Raw genomic sequence first — 24,280 nt, 5'->3', positions numbered from 1 at the left:
ATTTAATTACTATAGAGGGAGTTTGATATTAATGGCAGAAAAAAGTTCAGATGATCATCATGTTAGAGGATTAAAAAGTCGACATGTTCAATTAATTGCAATTGGTGGAACAATTGGGACTGGTTTATTCTTGGGAGCAGGTCAATCTATTCATTTGGCTGGGCCATCTATTTTATTGGCATATATTATTACCGGAATTGCATGTTTTCTTTTAATGCGTTCGTTAGGTGAATTACTGCTATCAAATGTGAATGCACATTCGTTTATTGATTTTATTTATGAATATCTAGGTGAAAAGGTCGGATTTGTTGCTGGATGGACGTATTGGGTCTGTTGGGTAACAATTGCAATGACAGAAATTACCGCAGTCGGTTTATATATGAAATTTTGGTTTCCTAACTTACCGCAATGGATTCCTGGTATGGTTATGCTCCTTATTCTTCTAGGAATAAATTTAGTTACAGTGGGATTATTTGGTGAAACAGAATTTTGGTTTGCACTCATTAAAATTATTGCCATTATTGTGTTGATATGTATTGGCGTGTACATGGTAGTAGTAAACTTTAAAACTTCAGCTGGGCATGCCAGTTTGACGAATTTAGTAAGTCATGGTGGATTTTTCCCTCAAGGAATTAAAGGATTTATTTTGTCATTCCAAATGGTACTATTTAGTTTTGTTGGTATTGAAATGGTAGGATTAACAGCTGCAGAAACTGAAAATCCAACAAAGGTTATCCCAGAAGCGATTAATGAAATACCCTTAAGAATTATTTTGTTTTATGTAGGGTCGCTATTGGCAATTATGGCGATTTATCCTTGGAACATGATTTCAGAATCACAAAGTCCATTTGTTCAAGTATTTGAAAATATAGGGATAAAATCGGCAGCTAGTATTATTAATATTGTTGTGATTACAGCTGCAGCCTCAGCTTGTAATGGGTCTTTATTTAGTACAGGTAGAATGTTGTTCTCGCTTAATTATAATAAAAAAAATAAATTTTCTAAAAAAATTAGTAAGTTATCACATAATCAAGTACCTGCATTTGCATTACAATTTTCGACTCTTGTGATTGCAATTTCAGTCGTACTAAATATGTTTATGGCTGAATCGGTATTTACATTTATTTCAAGTATTGCAACGACCTGTTTCTTGTTCATTTGGGGAGCAATTGTAATTGCACATTTGAAGTATAGACGAAAAATTAAACTAGAAAAAACAGAATCAATGTTAGTATTTAAAATGCCTTTTTTCCCTGTTACAAATTATTTAATTCTATTATTTCTAACTTTTGTAGGTATTGTGCTATGCTTAAAACCTGATACATTAATTGCGCTGATTGCTTCAATTGGTTGGTTAATTGTACTCTATGTTATTAAAAGTGTTCAAATGAAGATAGAAAATTAAATTTTTGCTGAAAAGACCACGTGTGAGGGTCTTTTTTTGTATATTTAAGGCACAAATTAAAAGTAATCGTGGAAAATACTGTTTGATTTTACTTCTAAAAACATTACAATTTAATAGTTAATTTCAGCGCGAGTAATACTATTTTATGCATGCTATTTTTTGTAGAGGGTCATATAAATTCACTTGGACACGGTAAGCAGTATAATATAGGTTATAGTATTGAACCCATCTATTAGGAATTAGATGGTTAGAAAAGAACCTTAAGACTGCCATTATAATATAGTTAATGAAGAGGAAGTCAGCAAATAATCAAAATAAGGTGGATATAAACTAATGGAAAAAATAACGATTTTACATACAAATGATATTCATTCACATTTAGAAAATTGGCCTAAAATTAGACGATTTTTACAATCTGAAAAGATAAAACTTGAAAAACAAAATCAAACTGTCTTGACTTTTGATATTGGAGATGCAATCGATCGTGTGCACCCGTTGTCGGAAGCAACAAACGGTAAAGCAAATATTGAATTAATGAATGCTGTAGAATATGATGCAGCGACAATTGGTAACAACGAAGGTATTGGTAATTCACGAAGTCAATTACAACATTTATATGATAATGCAAAATTTGACATTATTCTTGATAACGTGATAGATGAAGAAGCTAATAGTCGCCCTTCATGGGCCAAAGAATATAAAATAATGGAAACTGCAGTTGGAACTAAAATCGGAATAATTGCCTTAACAGCACCATTTCCAATGACATATGAGATGAATGGTTGGGAATCTAATCAAATTGATACCGTTTTACCATCACTTTTAAAAAAAATAGCAGGTAAAGTAGATATTATTATTTTGTTATCACATTTAGGGTTACCTGTAGATAGAAAAGTAGCTGTAAAGTATCCACAGATAGATATTATATTGGGAAGCCACACACATCATTTATTAAAATCTGGCGAAAAAGCTAATGAATCATTATTAGCCGCAGCGGGTAAGTGGGGGATGTACGTGGGCGAAGTAGCAATTGAACTTGAAAATCATAAAATTAGAAAAGAAGTTGCTAAAGTAATTGAAACAGAAAGTTTAGCAGAAGTTATAAGCGACCAAGACGAAATAGCAGAATATAGATTACGCGGAGAAAAAATTTTAACATCCGAAGTTGTTGCAAAATTGCCTGAAGATTTAGAAGCATCATGGACTAAAAATTCAGCATTAATGCAGACATCATTGAAGGCCATCGAAGCGGGTACAAAAACGGATATTGCAATGTTAAACGGTGGATTATTTTTGAAAAATTTACAAAAAGGGTTTGTAACAAAAAATGACCTGCATCAAACATTACCACACCCAATGCGGGTTATTACTGCTAAATTGACGGGTTATAATCTATGGCGATTAGTACAAGAAATCAAAAAGAATAGGTCATTTCTTAAGAAGTTTCCAATTAAAGGGATGGGTTTTAGAGGCCAATTATTTGGTGAAGTAGTGATTGATGGACTGGTAGAACAAGAAAATGGGGATCTCATATATCATAATGAAAAAATTGACTTTGATGCATATTATACAATTGCAACAGTTGACCATTTTATGTATATACCGTTTTTTCCAACTATAGAAATCACCGGAGAAATTTCTATAAATGGCAAGAAATTTTTAAGAGATTACGTTGGGGACTATTTAAAACTAGAATTTTCTGTATAATGAAGTATGACTAAAGTTGTAAAAGGAGGTTGAGATTTGAATCAAGCACAGAAAGAAAAGAGAGAACAGCAACTTGCAATAAAAGCAGAAAAAATTAAAGCTTATGCTAGTGATGTTGTTCGACAGAGTGAAACCCGAGTACTAATCGATAACCGTCCATATGATCTTGTTTCCAATTATAGAGATGGTTTTGAAATTGAAAAATTAACGGAACGATTTAGCCAAATTTTAACGAAATATGATTATATTGTTGGAGACTGGGGATATGATCAACTTCGATTAAGAGGTTTTTATAAAACTGAGAATAAAAAAGCATATCGATCACAATGCATCGATACACTTGAAGATTATTTATATGAATATTGTAATTTTGGATGTTCTTATTTTGTGTTGCACAATTTGGAAATTCAAAAACCTGAACCAATTTCTAATCCTAAAGAACGTAAAAAAACAGTTAAACCAGTTGGTAAGAAAAGAAAACCTGTAGTAAGGGCGCACACAACTGAAAAAAAATATCAAATAAAAAATAAAAAAACTAAAGTACCGTTAAATAAGTCTAAACCAGTAAAACCACAAAAAAATAATTTAAAAACGACAACAAAACGAACAAAGAAACACGAATTTGTAATTAGGCAAAAAGATAAAGCATAATTAAATAGGTAAGGTGATAACAAATGGCATATAAAGGTTATATGATTGACTTAGATGGTACAATCTATCGAGGAAAAGAAAAGATTGCGGCAGCAAAACGATTTATCGAGTCGCTACAAGCAAGAAATATTGCATTTTTATTTGTGACTAATAATACGACTAAAGTACCAGCTGATGTTGTCAATAATTTAGCAAATAATTTTGATATACATGTAACTGAGAAAGAAGTCTATACGGCGGCACTTGCAACTGCAGATTATTTAGATGCGTTAAACCCTGATAAAAGAAGTGTTTATATTATTGGTGAAAACGGATTAAAGAAAGCAGTTATGGATAAAAAATTTATTATTGAGGAAACGACGCCTGATTATGTTGTTGTTGGGTTAGATTCTGATGTTACGTATCATAAATTTGAAATGGCAACTTTAGCAATCAAACGTGGTGCTAAATTTATTGGAACAAATGCTGATACTAATATTCCTAATGAACGTGGACTACTTCCTGGTGCTGGGTCGCTGGTAAGGATGGTTGAATGTACAACACAACAAGAAGCTACTTATATTGGCAAACCTGAAACTATCATCATGGAAAAAGCCCTATCAAGACTTGGCTTGAAGAAAAGTGAAGTTGTGATGGTTGGAGATAACTACATGACAGATATTAAAGCCGGAATTAACTTTGGCGTTGATACAATGTTAGTCTATACGGGCGTTTCAACAAAAAAATTAGTAGCATCTAAAAAGGTTCAACCAACCATTCAATTGGATTCACTTGATGATTGGGACTTTGACAATGATAGAGCGCGTTAAAACAGTGGGACAGTGGCTAAGTTTATATCTAGCGATTGTCTCTTTTTCTATTATAGTGGTGATTAATAGTACGTTTATTTATAAAATTTTTATCAGACAATCACATTTGAATAAAATTGTTGGGTTAAACCAATCAGAATTAATGTCTGATTATAATAATTTGTTAGACTATTTTAACTATCCTTGGATAAATAAAGTAAAAATGATATTGCCTTCATCATATAATGGGATGCAACATTATCATGATGTTAAACAATTAGTGCAGTTTAATTATGGTTGCTTTTTAATTTTAGGATTTATTGCAATAATGTTCATTTGTCAATTAACAAAACAAAAGGAATTATGGAAATTGGTAAGACCTTTTCAGATGGCCATTACTGTTCCTTTTCTTAGTGTATTTTTACTTTTCTTTAATTTTGATCATTATTTTATATTGTTCCATGAGCTCGTGTTTAGAAATAATGATTGGATATTTAATCCTAAATTAGATCCAATTATTTTGGCATTACCAGAAAATTTTTTTATGATTTGTTTTCTAATGGTCTTTTGTCTGATTGAAATGTTCTTTTTAGTTGGTATTTACTTTGGTAAGAGAGAAATTAAACGTAGTAAATAAAAAAACGAGATGCCAGTTAAAAGGGCGTCTCGTTTTTTTATTAGATTAAGATAGAAAGGGTGGAATATTAATAGCTAGTTATTTACTTAATTTTGACTTAATACCACTAAATACAGCTGGGATTAAGGAAATTAGTATGATTCCTAATACGACTAAAGAAAAATGTTCTTGGACGATTGCAATATTTCCAAAGAAAAATCCAGCAGAACAACAAATAGTGACCCATGCAAACCCACCAATTAGACTAAAGCGTAAGAATCGAGAGTATTTAAATCCGCTACCACCAACGATAAAAGGAGCAAGTGTACGAATAATAGGCATGAATCGTGCTAAAATAATTGCAGGTCCACCATGTTTATTGAAAAATTGTTCTGTTTTATCAAGACTATCTTTGCTAATCATTTTATTAAATAATGAATGATCTGAAATTGAATTTCCTACTTTTTTTCCAATAAAGAAATTTAGCGAGTCCCCCATGTATGCTGCAGCAAGAAAGAGGATTACGAATATCCAAATATTTAAATGGTAAATTGATTTTGCTGCCAGAGCACTTGCCGCAAATAAAAGTGAATCACCAGGTAAGAAGGGTAAAATGACCGCTCCAGTTTCTATGAAGATAATAAAAAATAAGATAAGATAAGTCCAATTTCCAAAGTTGTTTACAATACTAATCAAGTGAGTGTCTATATGTAAAACAAAATCTATAAAAAAGTTTATGACAGACATAATATTAAATACCCCTTAAGTTCTAATTTTTTTTATGATGTGGATTCATAAGTTGCGTACTATGAATAGTTCGATTAATCTTTGGGTTTATAAAGTTTAAGGCACCAGTTACGGCAGTCGGTGCTTCACCAAATCCTGAAGCAATTAGTGCTATTTTACCAGGGTATGAAACAATATCTCCTGCGGCAAAAACACCGGGAATGGAAGTTGCCATTTCAGAATTTACCGAGATTAGTTTCTTATCCATATTTATACCCCAAGCATTAATAATTTTATTATCGGATAAGTAGCCGTAATTCACAAGTAAATTATCAACAATTATCGTTTTATTAAGATTATTTTTCGAATGTTTCAGTAAAATTTCAAGATGGCCATCCTTTTTAGAAAGTGATTGTATCGAAAAGGGAGTTTCAAAAATAGTATCAGTATTTTTAAGCTTCGTAACATTATATTCTAGAGCTCTAAAGTTATCTCGACGGTGGATCATATGAATTTGATTTGTAATACTTGATAGCTCATTCGCCCAATCGATAGCAGAATCACCACCGCCAGCAATAGCAATTTTTTTATGAGAAAATTTAGAAAGGTCACTGATATTGTAAAATAATGATTCATTTTCAAATATTGCTGAATTCTCAATATTTAATTTGCGTGGTTGAAAAGAGCCGATTCCAGCTGTAATAATAATTGTTCTACTATATGTAACCCGTTTAGAAGTTTGAATCTTAAAAATATCATTCTCTTTCTCGAAATGTAAGACGGTTTCGTTTAATTTAACGTCAAAGTTGAACTGGTGTGCTTGATTTGAAAGTTCTTTAATTAGATGTTCACCCGAAATGCCAGTGAATCCAGCTATATCGTATATTTTTTTCGTTGGATATAAAGTACCAACTTGTCCACCAATTTCAGGAAGACTTTCAATAATCTGAGTTTTAGCTTGGCGCATGTGCGCATAAGTTGAAGTAAATAGTCCAATGGGTCCAGCACCAATGATAGTAATATCAAATATTTCATTTGTTGTCATAACAGTCTCCTAGTATTCCATTTAATAGCATTATAATAGTATAACGCATAAAAAATATAAAGTAATAGTAAAATAGAGTGAAATTGGGTACAATGGAATCATTAAAGTTTGAATAGGAGGAACATATTTATGACATACCCACAATTAGACTTAGAACATGTAGTTGGACCAAAAGTTAAAATGATTACGAATTACGGTGATATAACGATTCAATTATTTCCTGAACAAGCACCTAAGACAGTAGAAAATTTCATTGGACTTTCAGGAAAAGGATACTATAAAGATGTTATTTTTCATCGAGTGATTTCTGATTTCATGGTTCAATCTGGTGATCCAACAGGATCTGGAATGGGTGGTGAAAGTATTTGGGGTAAATCGTTTGCAGATGAATTTTCTTCAGAATTATTTAACCTAAGAGGTGCTTTATCGATGGCTAATTCTGGACCATCAACAAATGGTAGTCAATTTTTTATTGTTCAAAATTCTAATGTTCCTGAACAGATGATTGGACAATTAAAGGATGCAAATTATCCTGAAGAGGTAGTTGAAGAGTATAAAAAAGGTGGAACACCTTGGTTAGATTTTCATCATACAGTATTTGGACAAGTTGTTAGTGGAATGGATATTGTTGATAAAATTGCGGGTGCAAAAACAGCCATGCAAGATAAACCAGTTGAACCAATTGTAATTGAAGATATGATAGTAACAAAATAAAGAGGATGAAAGTCCTTTTTATTTTGGCCGTTTTTACAGAAAGTAAAGGGAGTATAAATGAAATATAGAATTGGACAAATTATTGTAGGAACTATAACAGGCATTCAACCATATGGTGCTTTTGTAACAATTGCAGATGGGGTTCAAGGTTTAATCCATATTTCGGAATGTCATAATGGTTATGTGGATAACATATTGAATTATTTAAAAATAAATGAAAAAATTAAGGTTAGGATTATTGATATTGATGAATACAACAGTAAAATGAGTTTTTCAATTAGAAATTTTACTAAACAAAATAGTAATCCTAAAAGTACAGGCATTAAAATAAAACATAAATATTATTGGACAAATAGGACTGTAGATACAGGTTTTAAAGCAATAGACGATAAAATGGATTTTTGGATAAGTCAACAATTAAGAGATATTCATAGAAATAGACTTGACCAAGAAAACGAAAGCTGATATATTAAATAAGTGCTATTGAGGCGATAATGAATATCGCAAATAAAGTGTTGACATGAGATATACCAGATGGTATATTAATAAAGCTGATTGATACGGCAAGAAGAAATGAATATTTATTCAAAATAATTCTTGACAAATCATGACGTGGTTGATATGATATAAAAGTTGTCAAAAGCAACCAAGTAGATCTTTGAAAACTGAACAAATTTTCGACAAATCAAATGTGTAGGGTCTCTTAACTAAGAGTTAAGAGCAAACATTTGCGAAGTCAATTCGCTAGTTTCAAAAAGTAACAAAACAATAAGAGCAATCAACTTTTTATATGAGAGTTTGATCCTGGCTCAGGATGAACGCTGGCGGCGTGCCTAATACATGCAAGTCGAACGCATTATCTTCACCGAGTGCTTGCACTCACCGAAGATAATGAGTGGCGAACGGGTGAGTAACACGTGGGTAACCTGCCCAAAAGAGGGGGATAACACTTGGAAACAGGTGCTAATACCGCATAATTTGTTAAACCGCATGGTTTGATAATGAAAGACGGCGTAAGCTGTCACTTTTGGATGGACCCGCGGCGTATTAGCTAGTTGGTGAGGTAAAGGCCCACCAAGGCAATGATACGTAGCCGACCTGAGAGGGTGATCGGCCACATTGGGACTGAGACACGGCCCAAACTCCTACGGGAGGCAGCAGTAGGGAATCTTCCACAATGGACGAAAGTCTGATGGAGCAACGCCGCGTGAGTGAAGAAGGTTTTCGGATCGTAAAGCTCTGTTGTTAGAGAAGAATGTAGGTAAGAGTAACTGTTTACCTAGTGACGGTATCTAACCAGAAAGCCACGGCTAACTACGTGCCAGCAGCCGCGGTAATACGTAGGTGGCAAGCGTTATCCGGATTTATTGGGCGTAAAGCGAACGCAGGCGGTTTTTTAAGTCTGATGTGAAAGCCTTCGGCTCAACCGAAGAAATGCATTGGAAACTGGATAACTTGAGTGCAGAAGAGGAGAGTGGAACACCATGTGTAGCGGTGAAATGCGTAGATATATGGTAGAACACCAGTGGCGAAAGCGGCTCTCTGGTCTGTAACTGACGCTGAGGTTCGAAAGCATGGGTAGCAAACAGGATTAGATACCCTGGTAGTCCATGCCGTAAACGATGAGTGCTAAGTGTTGGAGGGTTTCCGCCCTTCAGTGCTGCAGCTAACGCATTAAGCACTCCGCCTGGGGAGTACGACCGCAAGGTTGAAACTCAAAGGAATTGACGGGGGCCCGCACAAGCGGTGGAGCATGTGGTTTAATTCGAAGCAACGCGAAGAACCTTACCAGGTCTTGACATCTTCTGACAAGCCTAGAGATAGGCCGTTCCCTTCGGGGACAGAATGACAGGTGGTGCATGGTTGTCGTCAGCTCGTGTCGTGAGATGTTGGGTTAAGTCCCGCAACGAGCGCAACCCTTATTATTAGTTGCCAGCATTTAGTTGGGCACTCTAATGAGACTGCCGGTGACAAACCGGAGGAAGGTGGGGATGACGTCAAATCATCATGCCCCTTATGACCTGGGCTACACACGTGCTACAATGGACGGTACAACGAGTTGCGAGACCGCGAGGTTAAGCTAATCTCTTAAAGCCGTTCTCAGTTCGGATTGTAGGCTGCAACTCGCCTACATGAAGTTGGAATCGCTAGTAATCGCGGATCAGAATGCCGCGGTGAATACGTTCCCGGGCCTTGTACACACCGCCCGTCACACCATGAGAGTTTGTAACACCCAAAGCCGGTGAGGTAACCTTTTAGGAGCCAGCCGTCTAAGGTGGGACAGATGATTAGGGTGAAGTCGTAACAAGGTAGCCGTAGGAGAACCTGCGGCTGGATCACCTCCTTTCTAAGGAATATTACGGAAACCTACACACTTGTCGAAAATTTGTTTAGTTTTGAGAGATCTACTCTCAAAAGCGTTTACGGGCCTATAGCTCAGCTGGTTTAGAGCGCACGCCTGATAAGCGTGAGGTCGATGGTTCGAGTCCATTTAGGCCCATTTACCAATTAATAAAATACCCATTATGGGGCCTTAGCTCAGCTGGGAGAGCGCCTGCCTTGCACGCAGGAGGTCATCGGTTCGATCCCGTTAGGCTCCATTGACAATGTTAATTGTCGAATTTGTTCTTTGAAAACTAGATAATATTTATTAAATTTTTAAGCAATAAGCCGAGAAACACCGCGTTTTATTAGTTAAGAACGTAGTTCTTAACAAAACCACTTTGCTTTAAGTAAAGTTAGGTTAAGTTATCAAGGGCGCATGGTGAATGCCTTGGCACTAGGAGCCGATGAAGGACGGGACTAACACCGATATGCTTCGGGGAGCTGTAAGTAAGCTTTGATCCGGAGATTTCCGAATGGGGGAACCCAGCAGTTTTAATCGACTGTTACTATTAACTGAATACATAGGTTATATAGAGGTAAACGCAGGGAACTGAAACATCTAATTACCTGCAGGAATAGAAAGAAAAATCGATTCCCTAAGTAGCGGCGAGCGAACAGGGAAGAGCCCAAACCAAGAAGCTTGCTTCTTGGGGTTGTAGGACTGCTCATTTGAGTTACCAAAGATTTTTATAGTAGAAGAGTCTGGGAAGACTCGCCGTAGAGGGTGATAGCCCCGTATACTAAATGAAAATCTCTCAGAGCAGTATCCTGAGTACGGCGGAACACGAGAAATTCCGTCGGAATCCGGGAGGACCATCTCCCAAGGCTAAATACTCCCTAGTGACCGATAGTGAACCAGTACCGTGAGGGAAAGGTGAAAAGCACCCCGGAAGGGGAGTGAAATAGTTCCTGAAACCATGTGCCTACAAATAGTTAGAGCCCGTTAATGGGTGATAGCGTGCCTTTTGTAGAATGAACCGGCGAGTTACGTTTGCTTGCGAGGTTAAGTTGATAAGACGGAGCCGTAGCGAAAGCGAGTCTGAATAGGGCGCCATAGTAAGTAGACGTAGACCCGAAACCAAGTGACCTACCCATGTCCAGGTTGAAGGTGCGGTAAAACGCACTGGAGGACCGAACTCATGTATGTTGAAAAATGCTGAGATGAGGTGTGGGTAGCGGAGAAATTCCAAACGAACTTGGAGATAGCTGGTTCTCTCCGAAATAGCTTTAGGGCTAGCCTCGGAATTAAGAATCATGGAGGTAGAGCCACTGTTTGGACTAGGGGCCCATCTAGGGTTACTGAATTCAGATAAACTCCGAATGCCATTGATTTATATCCGGGAGTCAGACTGCGAGTGATAAGATCCGTAGTCGAAAGGGAAACAGCCCAGACCACCAATTAAGGTCCCAAAATACATGTTAAGTGGAAAAGGATGTGGAATTGCACAGACAACTAGGATGTTGGCTCAGAAGCAGCCACCATTTAAAGAGTGCGTAATAGCTCACTAGTCGAGTGATTCTGCGCCGAAAATGTACCGGGGCTAAACATGTTACCGAAATTGTGGATGGAACCCATTAGGGTTCCGTGGTAGGAGAGCGTTCTAAGGGCAACGAAGCTAGACCGTAAGGACTGGTGGAGCGCTTAGAAGTGAGAATGCCGGTATGAGTAGCGAAAGACAGGTGAGAATCCTGTCCACCGAATGACTAAGGTTTCCTGGGGAAGGCTCGTCCTCCCAGGGTTAGTCGGGACCTAAGTCGAGGCCGAGAGGCGTAGACGATGGATAACAGGTTGAGATTCCTGTACTAGTTATATTTGTTTGAACGATGGAGGGACGCAGCAGGCTAAGGAAGCGCACTGATGGATATGTGCGTCCAAGCAATAAGTCTGAAGTTGAGTTAAATGCTTAACTTTAAGGACAAGTTGTGATGGGGAGCGAAATTAAGTAGCGAAGTAACTGATGTCACACTGCCAAGAAAAGCTTCTAGTTAGAATATAACTACCCGTACCGCAAACCGACACAGGTAGTCGAGGAGAGTATCCTAAGGTGTGCGAGAGAACTCTCGTTAAGGAACTCGGCAAAATGACCCCGTAACTTCGGGAGAAGGGGTGCTGACCGAAAGGTCAGCCGCAGTGAATAGGCCCAAACGACTGTTTATCAAAAACACAGGTTTCTGCAAAATCGTAAGATGACGTATAGGGGCTGACGCCTGCCCGGTGCTGGAAGGTTAAGAGGATGAGTTAGCTTCGGCGAAGCCCAGAATTGAAGCCCCAGTAAACGGCGGCCGTAACTATAACGGTCCTAAGGTAGCGAAATTCCTTGTCGGGTAAGTTCCGACCCGCACGAAAGGCGTAACGATTTGGGCACTGTCTCAACGAGAGACTCGGTGAAATTATAATACCCGTGAAGATGCGGGTTACCCGCGACAGGACGGAAAGACCCCATGGAGCTTTACTGTAGCTTGATATTGAGTGTTTGTATAACTTGTACAGGATAGGTAGGAGCCGTAGAGACCGGAACGCTAGTTTCGGAGGAGGCATTGGTGGGATACTACCCTCGTTGTATGAACACTCTAACCCTCGCCACTAATCGTGGTGGGAGACAGTGTCAGGTGGGCAGTTTGACTGGGGCGGTCGCCTCCTAAAAGGTAACGGAGGCGCCCAAAGGTTCCCTCAGAATGGTTGGAAATCATTCGCAGAGTGTAAAGGCACAAGGGAGCTTGACTGCGAGACTTACAGGTCGAGCAGGGACGAAAGTCGGGCTTAGTGATCCGGTGGTTCCGTATGGAAGGGCCATCGCTCAACGGATAAAAGCTACCCTGGGGATAACAGGCTTATCTCCCCCAAGAGTCCACATCGACGGGGAGGTTTGGCACCTCGATGTCGGCTCATCGCATCCTGGGGCTGTAGTCGGTCCCAAGGGTTGGGCTGTTCGCCCATTAAAGCGGTACGCGAGCTGGGTTCAGAACGTCGTGAGACAGTTCGGTCCCTATCCGTCGCGGGCGTAGGAAATTTGAGAGGAGCTGTCCTTAGTACGAGAGGACCGGGATGGACATACCTCTGGTGTACCAGTTGTTCTGCCAAGGGCATCGCTGGGTAGCTATGTATGGATGAGATAAACGCTGAAAGCATCTAAGTGTGAAGCTCGCCTCGAGATTAGATTTCCCATTCCTTTATGGAAGTAAGACCCCTGAAAGATTATCAGGTAGATAGGTTGGAAGTGGAAGTACAGTGATGTATGGAGCGGACCAATACTAATCGGTCGAGGACTTAACCACAAAGTGGTGTGAAACGGTGTACGGCTTAAAAATCAATGATAAATATTAGCTAGTTTTGAGAGAATAAGTTTTCTCAAAAAAAGAGTGTGGTGGCGATAGCAAGAAGGATACACCTGTTCCCATGTCGAACACAGAAGTTAAGCTTCTTAGCGCCAAGAGTAGTTGGGGGTCGCCCCCTGCGAGGGTAGGACGTTGCCATGCTTTTTATTATTTTATTCCGGCATAGCTCAGTTGGTAGAGCGCTTGACTGTTAATCAAGATGTCGCAGGTTCGAGTCCTACTGCCGGAGTTTTTATTTTGTAATGTGGAGAATTGTCTGAGTTGGTCTAAGGAGCATGATTGGAAATCATGTAAACGGGTTTCCTGTTTCAAGGGTTCGAATCCCTTATTCTCCGTTGCAAATTGACCCGTTGGTCAAGTGGTTAAGACACCGCCCTTTCACGGCGGTAACATGGGTTCAAATCCCGTACGGGTCATATAAAGTAAATAGTGTATGTTGGAGGTTTAGCTCAGTTGGGAGAGCGTCTGCCTTACAAGCAGAGGGTCACAGGTTCAAGCCCTGTAACCTCCATCGAAGGTCCTATGGTATAGGGGTTATTACGTCCGCCTGTCACGCGGAAGATCACCGGTTCAAATCCGGTTAGGACCGTTTAATGGCTCAGTAGCTCAGTTGGTAGAGCAATGGATTGAAGCTCCATGTGTCGGCAGTTCGATTCTGTCCTGCGCCATTTATTTATAATATTTTGCGGGTGTAGTTTAGTGGTAAAACCACAGCCTTCCAAGCTGTTGTCGCGAGTTCGATTCTCGTCACCCGCTTTTATGATTTTGGGCCTATAGCTCAGCTGGTTTAGAGCGCACGCCTGATAAGCGTGAGGTCGATGGTTCGAGTCCATTTAGGCCCATCAATAATTTATGGAGAAGTACTCAAGTGGCTGAAGAGGCGCCCCTGCTAAGGGTGTAGGTCGTGAAAATGGCGCGAGGGTTCGAATCCCTCCTTCTCCGTTTTTCGTGTTATGACCCGTTGGTCAAGTGGTTAAGACACCGCCCTTTCACGGCGGTAACATGGGTTCAAATCCCGTACGGGTCAGTTTAATATTATCGCGGGATGGAGCAGTCTGGTAGCTCGTCGGGCTCATAACCCGAAGGTCGTAGGTTCAAATCCTGCTCCCGCAATTGGTCCTATGGTATAGGGGTTATTACGTCCGCCTGTCACGCGGAAGATCACCGGTTCAAATCCGGTTAGGACCGTCACAGGTATTATTGGAACCTAAACTTTTATAGTTGAGGTTCTTTTTTTAATTTTATTTACTTTAAGGAGATAAAAATGACTGAAAAACATCTATTCACGTCAGAATCGGTATCAGAGGGGCATCCAGATAAGGTTGCGGATCAAATAAGTGATGCAATATTAGATGCACTTTTAGAAAAAGATCCTAATGCTAGGGTTGCTTGCGAAACAACTGTAACAACTGGATTGGTTCTTGTAGTTGGTGAAATATCAACAAATGCCTATGTTGATATTCAGCAGGTAGTAAGACGAACTATTAAGGAAATTGGATATATTAATTCACAAGTTGGCTTTGATGGTGATAATTGTGCTGTTATGGTTGCTATAGATGAACAATCTCCTGATATTGCATTAGGTGTTGATACATCTTTAGAAACCAAAAATGGTGATTTAGATCCTTTAGATCAGATTGGTGCAGGTGATCAAGGTTTAATGTTTGGATATGCAGTAGATGAAACACCTGAACTTATGCCATTGCCGATTTCAATTAGTCATAAATTAATGCAACGTGTTGCAAGTTTGCGAAAAAATAAAGAATTAGAATACTTGAGACCTGATGCTAAAGCACAGGTAACTGTTGAATATAATGATAAAGGTCAACCATTTAGAATTGACACAGTTGTTATTTCTACACAACATGATGAAAAAACGGAATTGAAACAAATTCAAGAAGATATGATTGAAAAAGTAATTAAAGTTATTATTGACCCTAATTTGTTAGATTCAGATACAAAGTATTATATTAATCCAACCGGACGATTTGTTATTGGTGGTCCAAAGGGTGATGCTGGACTTACTGGAAGAAAAATAATTGTTGATACATATGGTGGATATGCACACCATGGTGGAGGTGCTTTTTCCGGTAAAGATGCAACAAAAGTTGATCGTTCAGCTAGTTATGCTGCTCGTTATATTGCAAAAAATATAGTTGCAGCTAAAATTGCATCACAGGTTGAGGTTCAACTTGCGTATGCAATTGGGGTCGCTCAACCTGTATCAATTAATATTAATACATTTGGTACATCTAAATATGACGAATTGGATTTAGTTCAGGCTGTTCGTAAAATTTTTGATTTACGACCTGCAGGAATTATTGAAATGTTAAACTTACGTCGCCCGATATATAAACAGACAGCAGCATATGGTCATTTTGGTCGTACAGATATTGACTTGCCTTGGGAAAAAATAGATAAGATTAAAAGTTTACTTAACGAATTAAATTAAAATAAAAAATGACTTTATTAAATATCATTTTAATAAAGTCATTTTTTATTTAGGAGGTACTTTATGAATTCAAAAACAAATGTAAAATTAGTTACAATTGCTATATTTGTAGCAACATTTTTAACAGCCGTTGAAGGAACAATTGTTTCAACAGCTATGCCAACTATTGTTGGTGAACTTCATGGTGTTTCATTAATGAATTGGGTCTTTTCAATTTATTTATTAACTAATGCCATGATGACACCAATATACGGTAAACTCGCAGATGTTTTAGGCCGTAAACCAGTTTTTATTTTTGGTCTTGTTATATTTTTGGTTGGTTCAACTCTCTGTGGATTTTCCAATAGTATGGCCACTTTAATTATTTCACGTGCTATTCAAGGCATCGGGGCGGGTGCTATAATGCCAGTGTCATTTACTATAATTGCTGATATTTATTCTGTGGACAAACGTGCTAAAATAATGGGATTAAATGGATCTGCTTGGGGTATAGCGTCAATAGTTGCACCATTGTTAGGTGGCTTCATCGTTGATCATCTTAATTGGCACTGGGTATTTTTCATTAATTTACCTATTGGGTTAGTGACGATAGCAATGATACAGATCTTTTTCAAAGAAAAGCGAAGAATTATGAGTTCAAAAATAGATTTTTTAGGCAGTATATTATTAATGCTTAGTATTTTATCTATTTTATATAGTTTTCAACGTTGGGGCGATGATGGTATAGACCTAATTGTTTTAATTTCTTTCTTTATATTTATTATATCGCTTTTATTATTTATTCAATGGGAAAAAAGAGTTGAAGATCCAATTATTTCATTGAAACTTTTTAATAATAGAACATTTGTGATTCAGAATGTAGTAGCAGCATTAATATCTGGATTTTTAATTGGATTTGAAGTTTATATTCCCACATGGACCCAAGGAATATTGGGATTAAAAGCATCAATGGCAGGATTTGCAGTAACACCCAGTTCTATTTTATGGATAGCTGGTTCCTTTTTTGCTGGAAGTATGATGGCAGCTTGGACACCAAAAAAAGTTTTATCTATTAGTCTATTTTTTATTTTAGTGGGTGCCATTGCACTAGGTTCTTTACCTATAAATACACCTTTTTATCTTTTCTTTATCATTTCGGCTGTACTAGGGATTGGATTTGGGATTACCATTACAACTACGACAGTTACTGCACAGAGTTTAGTACCGCAGGCTGATGTAGGTGTGGCTACATCATTTAATACTTTAAGTCGTACATTAGGACAAACATTAATGATTTCAGTCTTTGGTATCATATTTAATACACAAATGCATAAGGAAATAGTAAAAACACCTGGAACAAAGGACAGCATGATGGATATTTTAATTAATCCGCAAACAGCTAATCAACTACCACAACATTTAATACCAAAATTACGTGAAGCTTTGTATCAAGGTCTTCATGGAATATATATAGCAGGTATTTTTATTGTAATTCTTGCAATTATTATTAATTTATTCGATAAAAAGACTAAAGATTATTTGCAATAACAGGGTTCATTTGCTACACTGAAAATAATATAAAACGATTAAGAGGAACTAGTAAAGTAACTAATTATTTCAGCGAGTATATGGGAGTGGAAATATACATTGTTGGTTATTTGAACTCATCCTTGAGTTTTCTCACTGAACGGTAGTAGGTGCGAACGTTATTTCACGTTATGAAAGAGAGTCAGTATTTTATACTGGAATAATAGGTGGTACCGCGGAAAATTCGTCCTATAGAAGTTTATCTTCTATAGGATTTTTTTGTATATATAATCAGAAAGGAAGTAATACACATGGCATATAACCATAAAGAAATCGAACAAAAATGGCAAGCATTTTGGGATGATAATCAGACATTTAAAACTACTGAAAATCCTGAAAAGAAAAATTATTATGCATTAGATATGTTCCCGTATCCATCTGGACAAGGTCTTCATGTTGGACATCCAGAAGGTTTCACGGCTACAGATATTTTGGCTCGAATGAAGAGAATGCAAGGATTTAATGTCTTACATCCAATGGGATGGGATGCCTTTGGTCTTCCAGCTGAACAGTATGCACTTGATACTGGACATAGCCCTAAAGCATTTACTAAAACCAATACTGATAATTTCAGGCGCCAAATTAAATCCTTGGGACTTTCATATGACTGGAGTCGTGAGTTAAATACAACTGATCCGGATTATTATAAATGGACACAATGGATTTTTGAAAAATTATATGAAAAAGGTTTAGCATACGAAGATGAAGTTGCCGTTAACTGGAGTCCTGATTTAGGAACTGTTGTTGCTAATGAAGAAGTTATTGATGGTAAAACGGAACGTGGCGGGTACCCAATTGTCAGAAAACCAATGCGTCAATGGGTCTTAAAAATTACAGCTTATGCAGATCGCTTACTTTCAGATTTAGATGATTTAGATTGGCCAGATAGTATTAAAGAGCAACAAAGAAATTGGATTGGTAAATCAACTGGAGCTAGCGTTAACTTCAAAATCGATCAACATGATGACTTGAAAGTTGAAGTCTTTACGACACGTCCTGAAACTATTTATGGTGTTTCTTATATTATTGTCGCACCAGAATTAGATATAATTGATAAAATTACTATTGACTCTCAAAAAGAGGCAGTTAAAGCTTATCAAAAAGAAATAGAAGTTAAATCAGATTTAGAGAGAACTGACTTAGCTAAAGATAAAACTGGGGTATTTACCGGTTCTTACGCCATAAATCCTGTAAATGGTAAAAAATTACAAATTTGGATTGCTGATTATGTTCTAGCATCGTATGGAACTGGCGCTGTTATGGCAGTACCTGCACATGATGAAAGAGACTTCGAATTTGCAACTAAATATGGATTGGATATTTTACCTGTTATAGAAGGACCTGAAATAATTGATGAAGCAAATACTGTTCCTGGTAAATATATTAATTCTGGTTTTTTAAATGGATTAGAGAAAGCTGATGCTATCGAAAAAGCCATTGCTTGGATGGAAGATAATAATATTGGCGAAAAGAAAACGAATTATAAATTACGTGATTGGTTATTTTCAAGACAACGATATTGGGGTGAACCAATTCCTATTATTCATTGGGAAGATGGCGAAACAACAACGGTCCCTGTAGACCAATTACCACTTGAATTACCCGAAGCAACAGATATTAAACCATCTGGGACAGGTGAGAGTCCTTTAGCTAATTTAACTGACTGGATTAATGTTGTCGATGAAAATGGGCGTAAAGGTAAACGTGAAACGAATACGATGCCACAATGGGCTGGTAGTTCATGGTACTTTGTTCGTTTTATTGACCCACATAACCCTAATGAACTTGCTGATCGTAAAAAGTTGGAAGAATGGTTACCTGTTGACGTTTATGTTGGCGGTGCAGAACATGCTGTGCTACATTTGCTATATGCAAGATTCTGGCATAAATTCTTATACGATATTGGCGTTGTACCTACAAAAGAACCATTCCAAAAATTAGTTAATCAAGGAATGATTTTGGGCGATAATCATGAAAAAATGTCTAAGTCTAAAGGTAACGTGGTTAATCCAGATGATATTGTTGAACGTTTTGGTGCGGATACTTTACGTCTTTACGAAATGTTTATGGGACCATTAGATGCCTCAATTGCTTGGAGTGAAGATGGGTTAAATGGATCGCATAAATTTATTGAACGTATTTGGCGTTTAATTATGGATGAAGATAATCAAATTAGCGCAGCTATTGTTGATAAAAATGATGGTGAACTTGATAAGATTTATAATCAAACAGTAAAAAAAGTAACTGAAGATTACGAAGCACTTCATTTTAATACAGCTATTTCACAATTGATGATTTTTGTTAATGAAGCTTATAAAGTTAAATCGTTAGCTAAAGAACAAATTGAAGGATTTATTCAATTGATTGCACCAATAGCGCCACACATGGCTGAAGAAGTTTGGTCGTTGTTAGGACATAAGGAATCAATTAGTTATGCTGCATGGCCAATGTTTGATGAAAGTAAACTTGTTGAAAATACAGTTGAAATCGTCTTACAAGTAAATGGTAAAGTACGTCAACATAGTGTAGTTTCAAAAGATGCAACTAAAGATGAATTAGAAAAAATGGCTCTGAATGATGGCAAAATTAAGGAAGAACTTGAAGGTAAAACAATTCGAAAAGTAATTGCTGTCCCTGGTAAGTTAGTTAATATTGTCGCAAATTAAAGCTTTAATTTAAGTAAATAGGGACTACAAAATTTTCGATATTTTGTGGTTCCTATTTATTTTTGATTAAAATTTAAAAAATAAATTGCAACTGAATTTTAAAAGCTATAAAATGGTAAGATTAAGTATGATCAGAAAGTAGGGTACAAAAGTAATGAATGAAGATATCGAAGTAGAGGGCCAAGCAGCTTCTGAACAAAATGACGCTAAACAAAAGATGTTGCAAGGATCAGCTTGGATGACTGCTGGTAGTATTTTTTCAAGAGTTTTAGGGGCTATTTATATTATTCCATGGAATATGTGGTTGGGACCAGATAGATTGCAAGCTAATGCACTTTATAGTATGGGTTATAACGTTTATAGTTTCTTCCTAATGATTGCTGTTGCTGGTGTTCCTTCAGCCGTAGCTAAGCAGGTTGCGCATTACAATGCACAAAATGAATATGGTATTGGAAGACGCCTATTTAAATATGGTATGGCCTTAATGGCTATTATGGGTGTAGTCTGCGCAGTAATATTATGGATTATTGCACCATACATTACAAGTGGTGATAAGAATGTGATTCCAGTCTTTAGATCCTTATCTTGGGCATTATTGATTATTCCTATGATGAGTTTAATACGAGGCTTTTTTCAAGGCTATCAGGAGATGGCTCCGTCAGCAATTTCACAGTTCTTTGAACAAATTGCTCGAGTTATTTATATGCTTGCCGCAACTTTTATCATCATGAAAATTAGTCATGGTAGCTATATCACAGGTGTAACGCAGTCAACTTTTGCGGCTTTTATTGGGGCCTTAGGCGGAATGCTAGTTTTAGTGTGGTATTTTTATCGTCGAAAACCAGAATTGGATCGATTAGTTGCCAATAGTGATAATAAGGTAACAATTTCTACCAAACAAATTATTAAAGAAGTTATCAGGGAATCTATTCCTTTTATTATTATTGGTGCTGCTATTACGATTTTTGGATTGATTGATCAGTACACATTCTTTGGGATTATGAGTCACGTTACAAACTATTCACGAACAATTCAAAATGAACTGTGGGCATTATTTAGTTTTAATGCTAATAAATTAGTTATGATTATTATTTCTATTGCGTCTGCCATGTCTATTACAGCTATTCCGTTATTATCTGAGGCATACACAAGAAATGATAAAAAAGCTCTGAGTGAACAAACTTCTGATACCTTACAATTATTCTTTTTTGTAATGTTACCTTGTGCTTTAGGGATGGCAGCTGTTGCTCACCCACTATATGTTATTTTCTATGGGTATGATCCAGTTGGAATCTATGTTTTACAATTTTCAGCGTATGAATCAATCTTCTTAGGATTATTTACAGTTGTTTCTGCTATTTTACAAGGTGTTTATCAAAATCAAAAAGCAATTATATATTTCATCGTTGGAGTGGTAGTTAAGTTGATTGTTCAATATCCATTAGTAGCTTGGCTAGGTGCCTTTGGGCCATTAGCAGCTACAGGAATCGGGATGGGTATAAGTTCATGGCTAATGATTCGCTCATTACACAAAATGTTCCATTTAAATGTAAAATTAATACAAACAAGATTAAATAAAATGATGCTTTATGCACTAATAACATTTTTTGCTGCATTTATAGTGGTGAAAGTTGCTTATCTATTTTTACCAATAGACAGCCGAATTAGCGCAATTATCACAATTATTGTTGCCGCTGGATTAGGTGGTTATATGTATATTTACTTCAGTTTAAAAACAAGATTAGCCGACAAAATATTGGGCGAACGTGTTGCTGGATTACGCCGTAGATTGAGAATTAAGTGAGGTTTAATTTAAAATGAGAATTGATAAATTTTTGACGGAAATGCAATTTGGTACAAGAAGTGATGTTCGAAAAATTATTAAACAGAAGAAAGTGATTGTTGATGGCGAGTTAATCACTAGCATTAAACTTCAGGTTAGTCCATCAAAATCGGTTATTCAGGTTGATGGTGATGTAATTCACTATCAAAAATATTATTATTATCTTTTAAATAAACCGGCGGGTGTGTTAACGGCAACTAAAGATAGAAAACAAAAGACAGTGATGGATTTGTTCAACAGCGTCGATTATCGCGATGATTTATTTCCAGTTGGACGGTTGGATAAGGATACAACTGGACTATTGCTTATTACAAATGATGGGCAATTAGGTCATCAGATGTTGTCGCCAAAACAGCATATCGATAAAGTATACTTTGCTAAAGTTGATGGGCAAGTGACTACTGACGATGTGATTAAGTTTGAAACCGGATTGCTATTAAAAGATGGGATGCAAACTAAACCTGCAAAATTAATTGTTGAATCTTATAATAGCGATTCAAATATCTCAGAAGTTTTAATTACTATTACTGAAGGCAAGTATCATCAAATCAAACGAATGTTTGGAGCTATCGGTATGAAAGTTATCAGACTTGAACGTAAAAAAATGGCTACTTTAGAGTTAGAACCAACGCTATCGTTAGGCCGCTATCGTGCTTTAACAGATGAAGAAATTGAATCAATCAAATAGAAAATTGTTGGCATAACTAGCCAGCAATTTTTTTATTATTTTATTTGTTTTTGATATTCCTTTATTGATATAGTAAGGTCTATCAATATATCTAACCGAATACGCTTTTAAATACCGATTATTAAAATTTTGTGATAAAATGGGCTTACTAATATTTTAGGAGGAATTCAAATGAGTATAGATTGGAAAGCAGAAGTTGAAAAGCGTCAAGACGCCTTATTAGAAGATTTATTTGCAATGTTAAAAATTGAAAGTGTTCGTGATGAATCAATTGCAACAACTGAAGCACCTTTAGGTCCAGGACCTAAAGCTGGGTTAGATAAATTCTTAGAAATTGGAACGCGTGATGGTTTTGAAACATTAAACCTTGATGGTTTAGCCGGACATATCGAATTTGGTGAAGGAGATGAAACGTTAGGTATCTTAGCTCACGTTGATGTCATGCCTGCCGGTAACGGTTGGGATACTGATCCATTTACACCAGTTGTGAAAGACGGTCGAATTTATGCTCGTGGTGCCTCAGATGATAAAGGACCAGGAATGGCTGCATATTATGGTTTAAAAATCATTCAAGAATTAGGATTGCCAGTTTCTAAAAAAGTTCGATTTATTATTGGAACGGATGAAGAAAGTGGTTGGAGAGGAATGACTCATTACCTTGAAAATATGCCTGAACCTGATTTTGGATTTTCACCAGATGCATTTTTCCCAATTATTAATGGTGAAAAGGGAAATATTACTTACTTCTTAAACTTTAAAGGATCAAATGGAGATAAGGATCAATTGCTTGAATTTGATGCTGGCCTCCGTGAAAATATGGTTCCTCGCGATGCTAAAGCTGTTATTAAAACAGAATACGGTGCTGAGATGGAAGAAGTATTTAACGATTTTATTGCTGCTAATATTGTTACAGGTAAAATGGAACGCAATAATGATATTGTGACTATCTCAATGGTAGGAAAAGCAGCCCATGCACAAGAACCTAAAAATGGAGAAAATGCCGGAACTTTCTTGGCATTATTCTTGAACCAATTTAATTTTGGTGGGGATGCTGCTAACTATCTTCGTTTGGCTGCTGATTACTTACACAGAGATTCACGTATGAACAACTTTAGTATTGCCTTTACTGATGATATCATGGGTGATTTAACGATGAATTCTGGAATTTTCACGTTTAAAGCTGATAAAGGTGGACAAATTGCCTTGAATTTCCGCTTCCCTAAAGGTATGACGGAAGTAGATATTAAACGTGGTCTTGAAAATGTAACAAATGAAATGAATGTTGCAATTGAAGCAGGTAGGTTACAAGGACCTCATTACGTTTCACCAGAAGATCCTTTGGTTAAAACATTATTAGGTGTTTATACGAAACAAACTGGCGAAAAAGCTGAAGGCTTAGTCGTTGGTGGTGGGACATACGGTCGTCTCCTAAAACGTGGTGTTGCATTTGGCGCAATGTTCCCAGGTGTACCTGATACAATGCATCAGGCCAATGAATTTATTCCTTTAGATGACGTATTTAAGGCTGCTGCCATATATGCTGAAGGGATATACGAATTGATCAAGTAAATAATTAATTTCATGTACTTGTATGATGCTAATATACATTTCGGATGGCTTTTTTTAAAAGATTTATCATCTTTTAAGTATCCTTAGTGTGTAATCTTTTGTAAAAAAATAAATGTGATTTAT

At 36.9% G+C, this 24,280-nt stretch carries 15 protein-coding genes, 14 tRNA genes, 3 rRNA genes and 1 other annotated feature; of the genes, 30 read left to right on the top strand and 2 right to left on the bottom strand.

The features are described from left to right. Positions 1 to 31 precede the first annotated feature (31 nt). The 5 genes from ACE83Q_RS03665 (at position 32) to ACE83Q_RS03645 (ending at position 5,188) form a co-directional block, all read left to right on the top strand. Complete coding sequence (locus ACE83Q_RS03665) at positions 32 to 1,405, top strand: amino acid permease (protein ID WP_409022752.1); 1,374 nt, start codon at positions 32 to 34, stop codon at positions 1,403 to 1,405. A 333-nt stretch (positions 1,406 to 1,738) separates the two neighbouring features. Continuing rightward, complete coding sequence (locus ACE83Q_RS03660) at positions 1,739 to 3,112, top strand: bifunctional metallophosphatase/5'-nucleotidase (RefSeq protein ID WP_409022751.1); 1,374 nt, start codon at positions 1,739 to 1,741, stop codon at positions 3,110 to 3,112. Between the two features lie 36 nt (positions 3,113 to 3,148). After that, positions 3,149 to 3,763, top strand: coding sequence for a YutD family protein (locus ACE83Q_RS03655; RefSeq protein ID WP_409022750.1), 615 nt, complete (start codon positions 3,149 to 3,151; stop codon positions 3,761 to 3,763). Between the two features lie 23 nt (positions 3,764 to 3,786). Beyond that, on the top strand, positions 3,787 to 4,572 hold the full coding sequence (locus ACE83Q_RS03650; RefSeq protein ID WP_409022749.1) for a TIGR01457 family HAD-type hydrolase: 786 nt from the start codon (positions 3,787 to 3,789) through the stop codon (positions 4,570 to 4,572). Then, positions 4,556 to 5,188, top strand: a complete 633-nt coding sequence (locus ACE83Q_RS03645; protein ID WP_409022748.1) for a TIGR01906 family membrane protein — start codon at positions 4,556 to 4,558, stop codon at positions 5,186 to 5,188. Before ACE83Q_RS03650 ends, ACE83Q_RS03645 begins: the two co-directional genes overlap by 17 nt. A gap of 78 nt (positions 5,189 to 5,266) precedes the next feature. On the opposite strand, the gene ACE83Q_RS03640 is transcribed toward ACE83Q_RS03645, so the two are convergent. After that, positions 5,267 to 5,905 (bottom strand): VTT domain-containing protein, encoded by a 639-nt coding sequence (locus tag ACE83Q_RS03640; protein ID WP_409022806.1) that lies wholly within the window; start codon positions 5,903 to 5,905, stop codon positions 5,267 to 5,269. Positions 5,906 to 5,936: 31 nt separating this feature from the next. After that, positions 5,937 to 6,938: an NAD(P)/FAD-dependent oxidoreductase gene (locus tag ACE83Q_RS03635; protein ID WP_409022747.1), complete on the bottom strand. Its 1,002-nt coding sequence runs from the start codon at positions 6,936 to 6,938 to the stop codon at positions 5,937 to 5,939. A 129-nt stretch (positions 6,939 to 7,067) separates the two neighbouring features. Here ACE83Q_RS03635 and ACE83Q_RS03630 point away from each other — a divergent pair, with 129 nt between their 5' ends. From ACE83Q_RS03630 to pepV, 25 genes are all read left to right on the top strand, one after another. Then, the gene (locus tag ACE83Q_RS03630; protein ID WP_409022746.1) at positions 7,068 to 7,652 is read left to right on the top strand and encodes a peptidylprolyl isomerase; all 585 of its coding nucleotides are present in this window, start codon (positions 7,068 to 7,070) and stop codon (positions 7,650 to 7,652) included. 57 nt (positions 7,653 to 7,709) lie between these two features. After that, complete coding sequence (locus tag ACE83Q_RS03625) at positions 7,710 to 8,117, top strand: CvfD/Ygs/GSP13 family RNA-binding post-transcriptional regulator (RefSeq protein WP_409022745.1); 408 nt, start codon at positions 7,710 to 7,712, stop codon at positions 8,115 to 8,117. 321 nt (positions 8,118 to 8,438) lie between these two features. Continuing rightward, a 16S ribosomal RNA gene (locus ACE83Q_RS03620) occupies positions 8,439 to 9,999 on the top strand. A 78-nt stretch (positions 10,000 to 10,077) separates the two neighbouring features. Then, positions 10,078 to 10,152 (top strand) — tRNA-Ile (locus tag ACE83Q_RS03615). 27 nt (positions 10,153 to 10,179) lie between these two features. Then, positions 10,180 to 10,252, top strand: a tRNA-Ala gene (locus ACE83Q_RS03610). A 141-nt stretch (positions 10,253 to 10,393) separates the two neighbouring features. Then, a 23S ribosomal RNA gene (locus ACE83Q_RS03605) occupies positions 10,394 to 13,313 on the top strand. Between the two features lie 85 nt (positions 13,314 to 13,398). Beyond that, positions 13,399 to 13,514: ribosomal RNA gene (gene rrf, locus ACE83Q_RS03600) — 5S ribosomal RNA — on the top strand. The 16S, 23S and 5S rRNA genes sit together here with 14 tRNA genes alongside, the layout of an rRNA operon. Before the next feature lie 15 nt (positions 13,515 to 13,529). Then, positions 13,530 to 13,602, top strand: a tRNA-Asn gene (locus ACE83Q_RS03595). A gap of 17 nt (positions 13,603 to 13,619) precedes the next feature. After that, positions 13,620 to 13,708 (top strand) — tRNA-Ser (locus ACE83Q_RS03590). A gap of 9 nt (positions 13,709 to 13,717) precedes the next feature. Beyond that, positions 13,718 to 13,789, top strand: a tRNA-Glu gene (locus ACE83Q_RS03585). A gap of 22 nt (positions 13,790 to 13,811) precedes the next feature. Further along, positions 13,812 to 13,884 (top strand) — tRNA-Val (locus ACE83Q_RS03580). Positions 13,885 to 13,889: 5 nt separating this feature from the next. Continuing rightward, positions 13,890 to 13,962: transfer RNA gene (locus ACE83Q_RS03575), tRNA-Asp, on the top strand. Between the two features lie 6 nt (positions 13,963 to 13,968). Further along, positions 13,969 to 14,041: transfer RNA gene (locus ACE83Q_RS03570), tRNA-Phe, on the top strand. Between the two features lie 17 nt (positions 14,042 to 14,058). Beyond that, positions 14,059 to 14,129, top strand: a tRNA-Gly gene (locus ACE83Q_RS03565). Positions 14,130 to 14,140: 11 nt separating this feature from the next. Then, positions 14,141 to 14,215: transfer RNA gene (locus tag ACE83Q_RS03560), tRNA-Ile, on the top strand. 12 nt (positions 14,216 to 14,227) lie between these two features. Next, positions 14,228 to 14,315: transfer RNA gene (locus ACE83Q_RS03555), tRNA-Ser, on the top strand. Positions 14,316 to 14,328: 13 nt separating this feature from the next. Next, positions 14,329 to 14,400, top strand: a tRNA-Glu gene (locus tag ACE83Q_RS03550). Between the two features lie 12 nt (positions 14,401 to 14,412). Further along, positions 14,413 to 14,486: transfer RNA gene (locus ACE83Q_RS03545), tRNA-Met, on the top strand. A 2-nt stretch (positions 14,487 to 14,488) separates the two neighbouring features. Then, positions 14,489 to 14,561 (top strand) — tRNA-Asp (locus ACE83Q_RS03540). A 76-nt stretch (positions 14,562 to 14,637) separates the two neighbouring features. Further along, entirely contained in the window at positions 14,638 to 15,825 is a 1,188-nt protein-coding gene (gene metK, locus ACE83Q_RS03535; protein WP_409022744.1) for a methionine adenosyltransferase, read from the top strand. Positions 15,826 to 15,888: 63 nt separating this feature from the next. Further along, positions 15,889 to 17,352 (top strand): MDR family MFS transporter, encoded by a 1,464-nt coding sequence (locus ACE83Q_RS03530; RefSeq protein ID WP_409022743.1) that lies wholly within the window; start codon positions 15,889 to 15,891, stop codon positions 17,350 to 17,352. A 28-nt stretch (positions 17,353 to 17,380) separates the two neighbouring features. Beyond that, positions 17,381 to 17,586, top strand: a binding site (T-box leader). 56 nt (positions 17,587 to 17,642) lie between these two features. After that, entirely contained in the window at positions 17,643 to 20,057 is a 2,415-nt protein-coding gene (leuS, locus tag ACE83Q_RS03525) for a leucine--tRNA ligase (protein ID WP_409022742.1), read from the top strand. Between the two features lie 154 nt (positions 20,058 to 20,211). Then, positions 20,212 to 21,861: an oligosaccharide flippase family protein gene (locus ACE83Q_RS03520; RefSeq protein ID WP_409022741.1), complete on the top strand. Its 1,650-nt coding sequence runs from the start codon at positions 20,212 to 20,214 to the stop codon at positions 21,859 to 21,861. A gap of 13 nt (positions 21,862 to 21,874) precedes the next feature. Next, positions 21,875 to 22,588, top strand: a complete 714-nt coding sequence (locus tag ACE83Q_RS03515; RefSeq protein ID WP_409022740.1) for a pseudouridine synthase — start codon at positions 21,875 to 21,877, stop codon at positions 22,586 to 22,588. A gap of 171 nt (positions 22,589 to 22,759) precedes the next feature. Next, complete coding sequence (pepV, locus tag ACE83Q_RS03510) at positions 22,760 to 24,157, top strand: dipeptidase PepV (RefSeq protein ID WP_409022739.1); 1,398 nt, start codon at positions 22,760 to 22,762, stop codon at positions 24,155 to 24,157. The last annotated feature ends 123 nt before the right edge of the window (positions 24,158 to 24,280 follow it).

Source organism: Dellaglioa kimchii (assembly GCF_046115505.1).
Classification (GTDB): Bacteria; Bacillota; Bacilli; order Lactobacillales; family Lactobacillaceae; genus Dellaglioa; species Dellaglioa kimchii.
The sequence above is the reverse complement of the archived record's forward strand: the minus strand, read 5'-3'. Positions and strand labels throughout refer to the sequence as shown.